This window comes from Pyxidicoccus sp. M15, from assembly GCF_056858435.1.
The window spans coordinates 3,045,535-3,058,534 of record NZ_CM166495.1; the positions used below are offsets into that span (position 1 = coordinate 3,045,535).

General features: G+C 71.1%; 13 protein-coding genes. 6 read left to right on the plus strand and 7 right to left on the minus strand.

Annotated elements, in window-relative coordinates; translation table 11 throughout:
- Positions 1-4: 4 nt before the first annotated feature.
- The gene (locus ACX9TP_RS12330; RefSeq protein WP_482979911.1) at positions 5-1,252 is read right to left on the minus strand and encodes a sterol desaturase family protein; all 1,248 of its coding nucleotides are present in this window, start codon (positions 1,250-1,252) and stop codon (positions 5-7) included.
- 66 nt (positions 1,253-1,318) lie between these two features.
- Here ACX9TP_RS12330 and ACX9TP_RS12335 point away from each other — a divergent pair, with 66 nt between their 5' ends.
- Together ACX9TP_RS12335 and ACX9TP_RS12340 are read left to right on the plus strand one after the other, a co-directional pair.
- Entirely contained in the window at positions 1,319-1,906 is a 588-nt protein-coding gene (locus tag ACX9TP_RS12335) for a Crp/Fnr family transcriptional regulator (protein WP_482979912.1), read from the plus strand.
- A 220-nt stretch (positions 1,907-2,126) separates the two neighbouring features.
- Positions 2,127-2,531 carry a DUF1622 domain-containing protein gene (locus ACX9TP_RS12340; RefSeq protein WP_482979913.1) on the plus strand — a complete coding sequence of 135 codons (405 nt, stop codon included), beginning with the start codon at positions 2,127-2,129 and terminating at the stop codon, positions 2,529-2,531.
- A 19-nt stretch (positions 2,532-2,550) separates the two neighbouring features.
- On the opposite strand, the gene ACX9TP_RS12345 is transcribed toward ACX9TP_RS12340, so the two are convergent.
- Positions 2,551-3,948 carry a DUF2254 domain-containing protein gene (locus ACX9TP_RS12345; protein WP_482979914.1) on the minus strand — a complete coding sequence of 466 codons (1,398 nt, stop codon included), beginning with the start codon at positions 3,946-3,948 and terminating at the stop codon, positions 2,551-2,553.
- A 413-nt stretch (positions 3,949-4,361) separates the two neighbouring features.
- Between ACX9TP_RS12345 and ACX9TP_RS12350 the strand changes: the two genes are divergently transcribed.
- Positions 4,362-4,898: a hypothetical protein gene (locus tag ACX9TP_RS12350; RefSeq protein ID WP_482979915.1), complete on the plus strand. Its 537-nt coding sequence runs from the start codon at positions 4,362-4,364 to the stop codon at positions 4,896-4,898.
- 54 nt (positions 4,899-4,952) lie between these two features.
- Here the strand turns inward: ACX9TP_RS12350 and ACX9TP_RS12355 are convergent, their stop codons facing one another.
- Positions 4,953-5,738 carry an alpha/beta fold hydrolase gene (locus ACX9TP_RS12355; protein WP_482979916.1) on the minus strand — a complete coding sequence of 262 codons (786 nt, stop codon included), beginning with the start codon at positions 5,736-5,738 and terminating at the stop codon, positions 4,953-4,955.
- Positions 5,739-6,365: 627 nt separating this feature from the next.
- Here ACX9TP_RS12355 and ACX9TP_RS12360 point away from each other — a divergent pair.
- The gene (locus ACX9TP_RS12360) at positions 6,366-6,632 is read left to right on the plus strand and encodes a hypothetical protein (protein WP_482979917.1); all 267 of its coding nucleotides are present in this window, start codon (positions 6,366-6,368) and stop codon (positions 6,630-6,632) included.
- Between the two features lie 25 nt (positions 6,633-6,657).
- On the opposite strand, the gene ACX9TP_RS12365 is transcribed toward ACX9TP_RS12360, so the two are convergent.
- On the minus strand, positions 6,658-7,935 hold the full coding sequence (locus tag ACX9TP_RS12365; protein WP_482979918.1) for a glycosyltransferase: 1,278 nt from the start codon (positions 7,933-7,935) through the stop codon (positions 6,658-6,660).
- Positions 7,932-8,522 carry a TetR/AcrR family transcriptional regulator gene (locus ACX9TP_RS12370; RefSeq protein ID WP_482979919.1) on the minus strand — a complete coding sequence of 197 codons (591 nt, stop codon included), beginning with the start codon at positions 8,520-8,522 and terminating at the stop codon, positions 7,932-7,934. Before ACX9TP_RS12370 ends, ACX9TP_RS12365 begins: the two co-directional genes overlap by 4 nt.
- Positions 8,523-8,619: 97 nt before the next feature.
- On the opposite strand from ACX9TP_RS12370, the gene ACX9TP_RS12375 reads away from it, so the two are divergent.
- Both ACX9TP_RS12375 and ACX9TP_RS12380 read left to right on the plus strand, forming a co-directional pair.
- On the plus strand, positions 8,620-9,375 hold the full coding sequence (locus ACX9TP_RS12375) for a hypothetical protein (protein ID WP_482979920.1): 756 nt from the start codon (positions 8,620-8,622) through the stop codon (positions 9,373-9,375).
- 142 nt (positions 9,376-9,517) lie between these two features.
- Positions 9,518-11,293 (plus strand): serine hydrolase domain-containing protein, encoded by a 1,776-nt coding sequence (locus ACX9TP_RS12380; RefSeq protein WP_482979921.1) that lies wholly within the window; start codon positions 9,518-9,520, stop codon positions 11,291-11,293.
- A gap of 210 nt (positions 11,294-11,503) precedes the next feature.
- Here ACX9TP_RS12380 and ACX9TP_RS12385 read toward each other — a convergent pair whose 3' ends face one another.
- Together ACX9TP_RS12385 and ACX9TP_RS12390 are read right to left on the minus strand one after the other, a co-directional pair.
- On the minus strand, positions 11,504-12,163 hold the full coding sequence (locus ACX9TP_RS12385) for a hypothetical protein (RefSeq protein WP_482979922.1): 660 nt from the start codon (positions 12,161-12,163) through the stop codon (positions 11,504-11,506).
- Positions 12,164-12,261: 98 nt separating this feature from the next.
- The gene (locus tag ACX9TP_RS12390; RefSeq protein ID WP_482979923.1) at positions 12,262-12,972 is read right to left on the minus strand and encodes a hypothetical protein; all 711 of its coding nucleotides are present in this window, start codon (positions 12,970-12,972) and stop codon (positions 12,262-12,264) included.
- Between the last annotated feature and the right edge of the window lie 28 nt (positions 12,973-13,000).

The window sequence follows — 13,000 nt, forward strand, 5'->3', positions numbered from 1 at the left end:
CCGGTCAGCCCGGGAAGGGATTCGCCGGCGCCCGCCGGGTGGCGCCACCGCGCGCCACCAGCAGCCACGTGAGCGAGACGAGCAGCCACGCCGCGGTGAGCGCGCTCCACGCCTGGGGTGCCCCGGCCCGCACCAGCCACAGCGTCACCGCCGCGCCCATGGCGAGCACCCGCGCGAGCTCCAGCGGCAGGCTCCAGCGCTTCGACTCCAGCATCCCGCTCCAGGCGGTGGCCATCGCCCAGAGCAGCAGGCTCAGAGAGACTTTCTGCCAGCCCGACAGCGGCGAGGCATGGTGGCTCACCAGGAGCATGAACGGCATCGACGCGAACAGCTGGAAGACGAGGTAGCCGCGGATGCCGGGCAGCTCCGACGAGCTGAACTTCACCTCCACGCCGTCCTGCTTCCAGTACCCGAGCGAGCGCGGCGGAAGGTCCGCGGGCCGCCAGCCGGTGGGCATCACCCAGATGCGCAGCCGGTCCCACGCGCTCTTCGTGGCGACGGCGTCACCGACGAGCCGGGCCCAGGCCTGGAAGTTGATGACCGTCGGGTCCCAGGTGTTCGCCGGGGTGGTGAGGCCGTAGGAGCACGGCTCGGTCTCCTCGGCGTAGGTGCCGAACATCCGGTCCCAGATGATGAGGAAGCCCGCGTAGTTCTTGTCGATGTAGGCGTCGTTGCGCGCGTGGTGCACGCGGTGGTGCGACGGCGTGTTCAGCCACGACTCCACCCACCGGGGCAGCTTGGGGATGACGCGCGTGTGCGGGATGAACTGCAGCACGAGGTGGAAGGCCACCATCGCCAGCACCGCCTCCGGCGGGAAGCCGACCAGCACCAGCGGCCAGTAGAAGAGGAACGAGAAGAGGCGCTGCGTCACGCTCGCGCGCAGGGCCACGGCGTAGTTGAGCTCCTCGGTGGAGTGGTGCGGCGAGTGGGCCGCCCAGCCGATGTTGGTGCGGTGTCCGAAGCGGTGGAACCAGTAGAAGAGGAAGTCGACGCCCAGGAAGAGGGCCACCACCGACAGCGGCGAGGAGACATCCAGCGTCCACGGCGCGAACCGGCCCAGCTGCGTGAAGAGAGGCAGCACCAGCAGGGCCACCGCCACGTTGACGCACTGGTTCATCACCGCCGTGCCCATGCTCGCGATGGAGTCCTGGAAGCTGTAGTAGCCGTTGCGCCGCACCCCGCAGTACGCGAACTCCGCCAGGGCCAGGGCGATGACGAAGGGGGTGGCCACGGCGTAGACGTTGATGGACATGCCCCAGGTGTATGGCGCCCGGCGCGGTCGCCGCCTTAACCTGGGTCAAGCCGAGGTCTTTCCCCCGTGAGATTTCCGAAGCTCTTCGAGCGGCTCGCCACGCTGGCCCCCCTGCCTCCCGAGGAGTGGGAGAAGGCGGAGGCGGTGGCGAAGGAGCAGGCGCTCGCGAAGCGGGAGCTGTTCCTCCGGCCCGGAGACGCGGCGGACCGGTTCGCGGTGGTGCTCCAGGGCGTCTTCCGGGCCGTGCGCGTGTCGGCACGCGGAGGCGAGTCCATCAAGGCGTTCCGTGCCGAGGGCGAGCTGATTGGCGCCTACGCGGAGATGCTGCGGGGCCTGCCGTCGATGACGTCGATTGAGGCGCTCGAGCCCAGCCGCGTGCTGGTGTTCCAGACCCGCGACTTCCAGGCGCTGGAGCAGGGCCATGTGTGCTGGGAGCGGCTGGCGCGCCGGGTGGCGGAGCACCACTTCATCCTCAAGGAGCGCCGCGAGCAGGAGTTCCTCGACCTGTCCGCGGAGGAGCGCCTGGTGAAGTTCTGGGAGGAGCATCCGCACCTGCACGGGCGCGTTCCCCAGCGCGACGTCGCGGCCTACCTCGGCATCACCGAGGTGGCCCTGAGCCGCATCATGTCGCGCCGGCGCAAGCGGCCGGAGTGAGCGGGCGCCCGGGCGCGCGCCCAGGGCTTCCTCGTCCAGCAGGGTAGCGGAAGCGGGCGGTCCACTCCCGGGCGCCCCCCGACGGGAGGGAGGCGGAGGCGGGCCCGCGGGCGCGTGCATGGCGACCGCCGCGAGGGCTGGCGCGCGGGATGCGCCGTCCTCAACGTCATCGGGCCGTCCCCTGGCCGGAGGCCGCCCGCCGCGAGCCGAGGAGTGCTCGATGGACTTGACCTACTTCGTGGCCCTGGCCGCCGGGCTCTTCGAGGCCCTGGGCGTGGCGGTGATGGTGCTGGGCGTGGTGGTCGCCGTGGCCGTCTGCCTCGTGCGTGACAGGGGCCGTCCGGGCCGTGAGCGGTACCGCGCGCTGAGGCACTTCGTCGGCTCCGCCATCCTCCTGGGGCTCGAGCTGCTCGTGGCGGCGGACATCATCCGCACCGTCACCGAGGCTCCCACGCTGCGCCAGGTGCAGGTGCTGGGGCTCATCGTCCTCATCCGGACCTTCCTCAGCGTCACGCTGGAGGTGGAACTGGAGGGGCGCTGGCCCTGGCAGCAGGGGCCGCGCTCCCGGCGTGGAGCGCTCCGGGAGGAGGAAGAGGAGGGCGAGTCGGAGCACCCTCCGCACTGAGGCCGCGGCGTGGAGTGGGTCAGAAGCCGGTGGCGGGGAGGGCCGGCAGCGGCTCGCCATCCAGCGCGCGCTCCGCCTCTTCCACGTGGCCACGGAGCTGCTCCCGCGAGGGGGCGTCCGTCAGGGTGCGCTCCGCCGCCGCTTGTATCTGGCGCAGGGTCTCCCGGGCGGCGTGCCGGTCCTCCGGGTCTCTCGCGCGCTGCCCGACCTCCCCCACCAACCGCAGCAGCCGGAGCACCACGGCGGGCTCGCCCGCGCCGTAGCGGAGAATCTGGTCCGTGGCGAGCGACAGGTAGTCGCGCAGCGTGGCGGCGTGAAGAAAGACGCGGGGCTGGCCCGACGCATCCGGCAGCACGCGGGGGCCCAGGTGCTGCCGGCTCATGGCGCACAGCAGGAAGGTGAGCTGGTCCACCACCTCCACGGCCGTGTACGGGTCGTTGATGCCCGGCGAGAGCGCCTTGATGGCCACGTCCACGAGCTGCCGCACGCCCAGCGCCACGTCCGAGTCCAAATCCCTCCAGCGGTCCAGCAGCAGCGCGGGCAGGAGGGCCTCCTCCACCTCGCGCGACTCCGCCGGGCCGAGGGTGCCGGGCTCCACGCGGCCCACCACCGCGCCTCGCGTCACCGGCTCTCCGATGGCGACGTCCACGTGGACCACGAGCCCGTGCGTCCCGGCCACGTCCAGGAGCCTGGCCCCGTCCACATCCGCGACGAAGCCATTCGCCCGGGCCCGGAGCGGCCACGACGTGCTCGACGCGGGCGGCGGGGCCGGAGCGCCCGCGCAATCCTTGTGGCGGCGCACCTCCAGCCTCCGTGCGACACGCAGCGTGTGGTGCCCCACCCGCCGCACGAGGTTCTCCACGCGCATCAACTGAAGCGTCTGCAGCACCTGGAAGACGAGCGCCGCCTCGCAGAGGACCAGCAGGAGCATGGCCAGGCTCATCGCCGGACGCGGCAGCCGCTCCTCCCCGGGAACGAACCCGAGCGCCTGTGCGGCCACCAGACAGAAGACGCTCGTGGTGACGAACATGGGGATGACCACGCGGATGACCGAGCTGTGCACGTACATCCGCAACAGGCGCGGCGAGTACTGCCCGGCGACGTTCTGCACCACGAGCATGGACAGCGACAGCACGATGCTCAGCGAGGAGATGGCGACGCCCAGCACGGTGGAGAGCATCCCCCGCGCTTCCTGTACCGAGGCCCGCCACGCGATGCCGCGAAGCATCGGGGTCAGGGGCTCCGGTGGGAGCACCATCAGCACGCCCAGGACGGCCCCCAGCACCGCGCCCAGCACGGGCACGAGCCACAGCGTGCGGTGGACCCGCCAGACGACGGGGTGGACGTCGTGCGGCCGCGAGCGCCGGCGCGCACCGAGGCCCTCGCCCCCGCGCGTGAGTGCCCGGGCTCCCGCCATGCGCACACCTCCACTCCGCGCTCCGCGCGCCGGTATCTCCGCAAGCGCCAGGGGCCACGCCCGCGCCGCGCGGATGAAGAGCGCCTTCGTCGAAGCTGCGGGCGGGCCACGGCGAGCACAACCCAGAGGGGCCCGGGGGCCGAGCGCAGGTGCCGGAGCACGAGCCGGCCCGAAGGGAGGGGCGGGCGTGCTGGAGCGCACCGCTGCCACCCACCCGGCGCGTGACGGGGCCGGGAGAGGGGGCCCTGCCTCCGACGGATGCGCGTGCCGGGTTGAGCATCGCCGCCCGCGTCCCCAGCCTATCGCTGAACCCGGGTCGAACTGGAGATGCGGACATGAAGAGCATCCGGATATGGGTCGTGGCGTGCGCGCTATGGGGGACTGGCGCCCTGGCTCAGGAGGGGCAGGCCGACATGCGGGGCCTCACGTTCTCCGCGGGTGGCGGTGTGGAGGGCTACAGCGGGGGGCTGGCGCCGCGGTTGGACCCGGGCGCGGCCTACGGTGTGACGGTGGGCCTCAAGCCGTCGCGGGTCATCGGGCTGGAGCTCGGCTACAGCGGCGCGGTGAACTCCATCGACCTGGATGGGGCCGAAGACCTGGTGGGCAATCCGGACATCGTCCGCAACGGCGGACAGGCCGTGGCCACCCTCGGGCTCACCGCCAGTCCCATGCAGCCCTACATCCTGGGGGGCATCGGGCTGAGCGACTTCAACGTGCGCAGCGGCGGCGAGACGCTGGGCTTCAGCGACGACACCGTGGGCTCCCTCCCGGTGGGCGCGGGCCTGCGCTTCTACACCGGCAATTTCTCCGCCGACCTGCGCGCCAACTACAACTTCCTCTTCGACGAGGAGTTCGCTCCTGAATCGGTGGTCGACGAGGACGACCTCGACGTCAACTTCGCGGATGGCAACAGCTACAACGCCACGCTCAACCTGGGCGTCACCTTCTGAGACGGACGCCGCCGCCATGGGAATGGCGGGACGCCGGGCGCCCGGCGCGGCGTTTCAAGAATGGTGGTGCCGGCACTGGCCGAGGAAGTGGACCAGCTCCGTGTGGAACCACTTGTCCGCGTCCAGCATCAGCCAGTGACTGGCGTGCGGCGCCACGGCGCGGGACAACGTGGGGTGCTGGCCCGCCAGCGTCTCCGGCCCCGCGGCCGCCACCAGCGCATGCGTGGGTCCCTTGAACTGCTCGAAGGCCGCGTCCGGGTCATGGCCGAGCAGCGACTCCAGGTTCCCTGCAATGGCCTCCCGCCGCGAGGTGCGCATCGTCTTCATCACGAGGACGCGCGTCGCTTCCCTGGCGGCGAGCAACTGCGGGGCGAGCCAGTGCTCGTGGAAGGCCCCGTACTTCGCGGGGCTGAAGTTGTCGAGCCACGCCTCCGCCTCCGCCCTGGGCATGCGGCGCAGGTCTCCGGGGGCCTCGACGTAGAGGAGCCCGGCCAGCCGCTCGGGGTAGTACGCGGCGAAGGCGCCGGCCACCGCGGCCCCGAAGCCATGGCCCACCAGGACGAACTTCTCGGGCGTCAGCGCGTCGGCCACCGCGGCGACGTCCTCGACCGCCGCCTCCACGCCAAAGGGCCCGTGGGAGCCGCCGCTCTCACCCAGCCCTCGCAGGTCGAAGGCCACGCTGCGCGTCGCGAGTCCGTGCTGTACCTGGGCCCAGTGCGTCCGGTCGGCGGCGACGTCGTGCACGAAGAGGGTGGGAATTCCGCCATCGCCTTCCACTGTCGCCATCAGCCGTCCCGCGGGTCCGGTGACGGCCGTCATCCTGGCTTCCACGTGCTTCATGGTTCGGCTCCCGGCCCCCGGTACGGGCGCTGCCCGTCCTCCCACCGCGCCGTTCGTGGCGCCAGGGCCTTTCCCCAGTCTGCCCTACTTCCCGTCGCGACGCCCTACGGGCGGGCCCCACCACGGCGGGGAGCGTCATCGGGTGAGCACCTCCAGCGGATGTATCAGCAGGGGAGGGATTGCGCCGGCTCGAGCTCCTGGACCCCGGAGCCTCCTTCGAAGAGGGCCGTGACATCCCGCGTTTCGGTTTCACCTTCTGACGGTGTGAGATTGGGGGGAGGGGGCCTCAACGTGTGGGGGGCATTCCCCGTCGACGCCGCTTCCTTCACTCGCACCGCGCGTGTTGTCTCCGAGCGAGCCGCGCCTGTCGCCCGTGCCGTGCGTGCGCGGCATGCGCGTTGCTCTGTCGGGTTGAATGAACCCGCGCAACCCGATGCATCCTGGCCGATTCCGCCACAGCCCCGCGCGCAACGTGTTCACCGTCGTGAACAGCACCCGGAGGAACGGGTTCATCTGGAAGCCGCCGGTGGTCGCGCCGTGACGCCCCGTGCGGCACGCCTCCGCTTGCGACGGAGGCTGGGGCCCGGGCGGATGATGCGCGCTCACGGGCGGTTCCGCAGGACGAGGATGCCAGGAGCGCATCGCGGTCGGCTGCGGGCCCGCGGCGAGCTTCCGGTCGGCGACGGGGCCATCCCCGTCGAGGAGCGACTGCTCGCGCTGCTCGACTGCCTTGCCGTGGAGGGGGAGGGCGCGTGGCCTGGGGAGCTGGCGCTTCACGGCGGCCACCTCACGGTCGAAGCCGAAGCGCGTCCGCCGGTGGTCGCCCAGCTCGAGCGGCTGACGCATCATGCGAAGGCGGGCTTCAGCAAGGAGCCCAACACGTTCACCGACTGACCGGGACGCGCTGGGGCCCGGTGTCTCAGGCCGCGGCCGCCCGTGCCGTCACGAGCGACTCCAGCTCCGTGACGGCGCCATCGCTCGCGCGCTCCTGACGAATCCGCTCGGACAGCTGGCGCGCGGAGTCGCGGAAGCGGGGCTCATCGAGGAGGCGGCGCACGGCGCGGGCGATGGCCCTGGCCGATGCAGTCGGCGCGAGGGTGAGCCCCGCGCCCGCCTCGACGGCGCGGGCCGCGTTGTCCTTCTGGTCCCTGCCGAGCGGGAGGCACAGCACCGGCACCCCGGCGGCGAGTGACTTGATGACCGTGCCGTGCCCGCCGTGGGTAATCACCGCGTGCGCCGCCGGCAGGAGCGCCGCGTGCGGAGCCGAGGCCACCACCTGCACGTTCGGCGGCGCCCGGAACTCCGACGGCTCGAACACCTTCCCGAGTGTGACGAGGCCCCGCACCGGCAGGCTCCCGAGCGCGTCGATGGCCTGCTGCAAGAGCGCTCCCTGGTTCTGGAAGGTCGAGCCGAGGCCGACGAGCACGAGCGGCGCGCGCTCGTCCGGGAACGGTGAGGTCCACGGCTCCACCCAGAAGGGGTCGTCGACGGGAGCGCCGACGTAGCGCACGTGGGGCGGCAGCGGGTCGGGGACGAAGTCGAAGGCCGCGCTCGTGAGCACGAGCACCCGCTGGGCCCGCTGCATCACGTCCGCCGCATGCGCGACAGGCGGCAGGCCGAGCCGGGCGCGGGCGCCGTTCAGCGACGCGAGGCCCATCCCGTCGAGCGTGCGGGTGAGGACGCGCCACAGCAGGCGGTCTCGCAGGTGACCGAGCGGCCCCCGCGCGCGGCGCAGGCCCAGCCCGAACGGGGGAATTCCCCGCAGCGGCAGCTGACACACCATGTGCATCAGGCTCGCCGTGGGCAGGCCGGAGCGCTCCGCGCCAATCAGCGCGCCCAGGAGCACGCAGTCGATGGCGAGCCCCTCGGGCCGGAAGCGCTCCACCTCTTCGAGCACGTCGCGCGCGTACTGCTCAGCCGGGCCGAACATGACGTGACCGGCGAAGCGCCTCAGCCGGTCGAGCGGGTTCTTCGGCTCCCAATCGCGCACCCGGTCCTCGGTGCGGCTGCTGCAGTGCAGGTGGGGCGCGTGCCGGAAGGGAGCGTATTCCGCGCCCGCCTGTTCAACGGCCGGTTGCAGCACCCGGTCCGTGAGCACCCGCACCGCATGGCCACGCGCAACGAGGCGGCGGGCGATGCCGAGCTGCGGTGGCACATTGCCGCCGGCTTCCACCATCACGAACAGGAAACGCTTCATGTCCCCTCCCTGACGAGTGCAGACACCTGTTCGCGGATGAGCCGTTCCGCCTCGGCGCGAGGCAGCGCGAGGTCGATGCGGAACAGCTTCCACGTGTAGAAGTCGGTCGCCGCGAAGAGCTGGAGCACGCGCTGCTCGCGCTCCGGCCCCCGTCGCGGCAGCAGCGGAGCGAAGGTCTCCTCGACCCAGGCGCGGTGGAGGGCGCGCGCACTGACGAGCAGCTCGCGCATGATGGGAAGCCGGTGCTCCTGGCGAAGCATCCGCCAGTTCATCGGGCCCATTTCCTCATAGCTGCCGACGAGCAGCCGCACCGCCTCGTTGATGTCGCCTGGCTTCGTCACCGCGCGTGAGCGCACGATGTCCGGCGCCATCACCTCCGCGACGCTGTTGACCAGGCCCTCCTTGGAGGCGAAGCGGCGCAGCACCGTCTGGAGCGTCACTCCCGCCCGGTCGGCGACCTCCTGCAGCGTCACGTCCTCGTAGTCGAGGGTGAGGAACAGCTCGGAGGCGGCGGCGACGATGCGTCGGCCCGTCTCCGCAGTGGCGTCGGCCCGCGCGGTCATCCGGTAGTCGCGCGTCGATTTCATGTGATTGTTACTAACGCCAAATTGGAGGCGCGTCAACCGGGAGTGCCCGCGGACCCGCGTTGCTTCCACCGCTCCGGCCCTCTAGCGTTTCGGGGGCATGTCCGACTCGACACCTGACGCCGCACCCGAGAAGCAGCCCGCGCACCCTCTGGGCTTCCTTGTCGCCCTCATCGGCGGGCCTCTTCTCTTCTTCTTCACCCTGTGGCTCGCGGACGTGACGGGCCGCTTCTTCTACGTGCTGGCCATCATCGGAGCGCTCGCGTTCGTCCTGGGCGCTGTGCAGGGGCTCTTCTTCGCGGCCTACAGCCTGCTGACGCGGCCGGTGCCGAGCATCGCGGTGCTGCTGCTGCTCGGCGGCGTGGGCTGGCTCACCGCGCGCAACGCGGAGGCCTTGCGCGGCTACGTGTCGAAGATCGGCGAGGACCCGGAGCTGAGCGGGCGCTACGAGGGCGACGGCTTCTCCATCGAGTACCCCCAGGGCTGGCGCCAGCGCGACATCGACGGCTTCGAGGTGGCCGGCATCCGCCCGTCGGGGACGGGGAACTCCAAGTGCCTCGACAACGCGGGCGTGATGCGCTCGCGCAAGGACGACTACACGCTCGAGGCGTACCTGCAGTTGCAGCGCGAAGTCTTCGGAAAGAGCAAGTACTGGGTGCTGCTCGACGACAAGCCCGCCACGGTGGGCGGGCAGCCCGGCCGTGTGCTCGTGGTGCGGAACGACACGCACCTGGGCCACATGTACATCACCGTGAAGGACCAGCGGGGCTACATCGTCTCCACGCAGTCATGCCTCGCGAACGCCGGGGCCAGCGATGAGCAGTTGCTCGCGGTGGCCCAGAGCTTCCGGTTCTGACCCGCTTCGTTGGGCACTTCCAGGCCACTGGCGGAGCGCCATCGACAAGCTTCAGGCGGGTTGCAAGAGCAATCGCTTTTCGTGCCGTGCGTAGGGCCCGGAGCGGCAAGCACCGAGCCCTGCACCCACGAGGACGTCCGCCATGCGCCTTCACCCCCACCGCCGTCTGGCGGTTCCGCTGTTGGTGGTTTCACTCGCGTCCGGGACGGGGATGGCGCAGCCCGCGGCTCCCGTGAGTCCGGACCCGGCGAAGCAGCTCGTCGGCATCTGGGGGGGTGAGCGCGTCTTCGGTCCCGAGGTCCAGGGCGAGCTGACGCTCCTGCGGGACAACGGCGTGTGGCTGGCGCGTATCGGTGGATTCGAGGCCCCGGGCCGGGAGGAGAAGAGGGCGCTCTCCGTCGTGCTACCCGGAGGCCAGGGCGAGCTGCGGGGGGCGCTGACACCGGACGGCAGGCGCTTCGTGGGGCATTGGATTCAGCGGGCCGTCGTCGTGGGCGGCGTCCGCTATGCGACGCCCGTCGAGCTGCGCGCCGTGCAGAAGGATGTCTGGCGCGGTGCCGTGAAGCCGATGGAGGACCGCTTCACCCTCTACCTCGTCGTCCAGGAAGCGCCCGATGGCACCGTCCAGGCCATCATGCGCAACCCGGAGAAGAACTTCCCGCCGCGGCCCGTGTTCCGCGTCTCGATGACGGGGAACACCGTCCGGCTCGTCAGCGCGCGGGAGGGCGGCCCGCGCTTCGAGGGTACCTACGACGCGCATGCCGGCAAGTTGTCGCTGCCCTTCATGTTCCTGGGCACGCTCGACCTCACCCGGCGGGACAGGGAGCAGGCCGTGAGCCTCTACCCGCGCACGCCTTCCCCGGGCCCGTACACGTACCGCAAGCCCATCGCGGAGGAGGACGGCTGGGCCACCGCGTCGCTCGCGGACGTGGGCATGGACACAGGGCCCGTGCGGGAGTTGGTGCAGCGCATCCTCGACACCCAGCCCGCTGACACGTCCGCGCCCCTCATCCACGGGCTGCTCATCGCGCGCCACGGGAAGCTCGTCGTCGAGGAGTACTTCCACGGCTACGACAAGGCGCGGCCGCATGACCTCCGCTCCGCCGCGAAGACCTTCGCGCCCGCGCTCGTGGGCATCGCCATCGACCAGGGCGCGCGCCTGGCGCCGGAGACGCCCGTGTACTCGCTGTTCCCCGACTACAAGGAGGCCGGTGCGCCCGACCCGAGGAAGGCCCGGCTGACGGTGGAGCACCTGATGACGATGACGTCGGGGCTTGCGTGTGACGACGACAACGGCGACTCCCCCGGCAACGAGAACACGCTCCAGGAACAGGAGACCGACTGGTACACGTACACGCTGAACCTGCCGATGGAGCGGGAGCCGGGCGCGGAGCAGGCGGTGTACTGCTCCGCGGGGATGAACCTGCTGGGCGGCGTGCTGCGCAGCACGACGGGCACGTGGCTGCCGGACTTCTTCGCCCGCTCGCTGGCGACGCCGCTCCAGATGCGCGGTTACCACCTCAACCTCACGCCCGCTGGCGAAGCGTACCTGGGCGGTGGCTTCCATCTGCGTCCCCGGGACGCGCTGAAGCTCGGGCAGCTCTATCTGTCGGGCGGCGTGTGGAACGGGCGCCGCGTCGTCAGCAAGCGCTGGGTGGAGCGCTCCGTCGCGCGTCACTCCGTCATGAGCGAGGACCGGACCTACGGCTACGCCTGGTGGCGGCATGAGCTGAAGGTGGGCGAGCGCGTCTATGCGGAGTACGAGGCTGGAGGAAACGGCGGGCAGTTCATCATGGTCATCCCCGAGCTCGACCTCACCGTGATGTTCACCGGCGGCAACTACAGCCAGTTTCCGGTGTGGAAGAAGTTCCGCGAGGAACTGCTGCCGAAATACATCCTCGCCGCCGTCCGGAAGTAGGGGAGGGGGCGCGGGTTGCAATCCCGCGCGGCACCGACGTCTAATTCCGCCGCCGCATGCGCGCGTGAGCGCGAGGGCGAGCCCCGAACTGCGTGACCCACCTCGGGACGAGCGACCGCCCTCCGCGGCCAGTCATGGAGGGCGTTCGCTCAGCGCCGGCCTGGCGCACGGCTCGCACGCATGGCGGCCCGGCGCGTCCCGGCGTCCGTCCTAGAGGATGGCCCGGACGAAGAGGTACGTCACGTACGCGGCCCAGGGCAGCACGACGGCGAGCAGCGCGATGGCGACGGGGCGCACCCACGTCGGAGACTTGTCGCGCCAGGGAAGGAGCATCAGGTAGCCGCCCGCCAGCGTGGGGATGGGCAGCAGGTTCAGGGCGGCCATCCGGGCGCTCATGATGCCCCACGCGCGCAGCAGCTCTCCGTCACGCAGCAGTCCGACGAAGCGCTCCACGCGGCCCGGCAGCGCGGCGAGGTTGAACACCGCGGGGAAACCCTCGGTGAACTGGTGGAAGCCCTCCGCGGGGCCCAGGCACGCCATGGCGACGCCAATCTGCACATACCAGGGGATGGCCAGGGACAGGGCATGCAGGGGCGGGGGCAGCTTGTTGAGCCGGCTCTTGAGGCTCGTCGCCTGCGCGCCGTCCTCGGCCTCTGGAGTGAATGACGCGGAGCTGCCCAGGATGATGGGGTGGAGGCTCCAGCCGATTCCGGCCATGCGCCACGCCAGCAGCTTCGGCCCGTAGCCCACCTGCACCGTCAGCGGCCGGGCGCCGAGCGCACTCGCGACCACAGCCTGGGCCAGCGCCCACATGATGTTGACCGCGACGAACAGCATGCCCAGCCAGAAGAAGAGCGCGACCCTGTCCATGCGCTGAAGTCTATCACGTCTGGAAATGGCCCCTCCGCGGCCCGGGTCAGGTCAGACTTCCGCGAGCAGGAAGCGGCCGTCGGACCTGACCTGCTCCGTCAGTACGGACGGAACCCCGAGTAGGCGACCCGCCTCGCGCCGCTCACGCAGAGGGTGGTGTTCGCCGGGACGAGGAGTCGCACCCCACTGACCATGGGAATCAGGTCCCCCTGCAGGTAGACGAGGTGGCTCCGCTCCCATTCGGGAACGGCGGAGCAGTCCCCGCCCAGGGCGACGTCGGTCGACACGTGGAACAGGCGCGTGTTGTCCGAGGCGGTGAGCGGAGAGCCCTCGAAGGCGACGAGCGCGGCGGAGGTGAGGACCAACGGCCCCTTCTCGATGGCCCTGAAGCTGCTCCCCCAACCCCCGCCGTACATCTTGGACACGATGCGAGACGCATCCGTGTCCGCTGTCACCACGCGGAGGGGCTCGGCGCCAGGCTTCACCTCCACGGGACCGCTGAGGCCCACCGTGCCCTGCACCGACACCGTCTGGTCGATTCCCTGAACCCGGCCCGTGGTCTCCACCGGGCCCGCGATCCGGATGGCGTCCTGGATGCCCTGGAGCGTGCCGGTGACGGACACGGGGCCCTCGACATGCACCGGGTTGAGTACGTCGACGCCGCCGTTCACCTCCACCGGGCCTTCCACCCGGACGGGGCCCTCCACGCGCACCGAGTCGTCCTGGGAAGAGGGCCTGGCGTCGTCACAGCCGGCGAGCAGCGTGAGGGCACTGACGACCATGGGAAGGGAGCGGCGGGAGGAAGACATGGGTACGGGTACGCCTCGACGTCTGAGC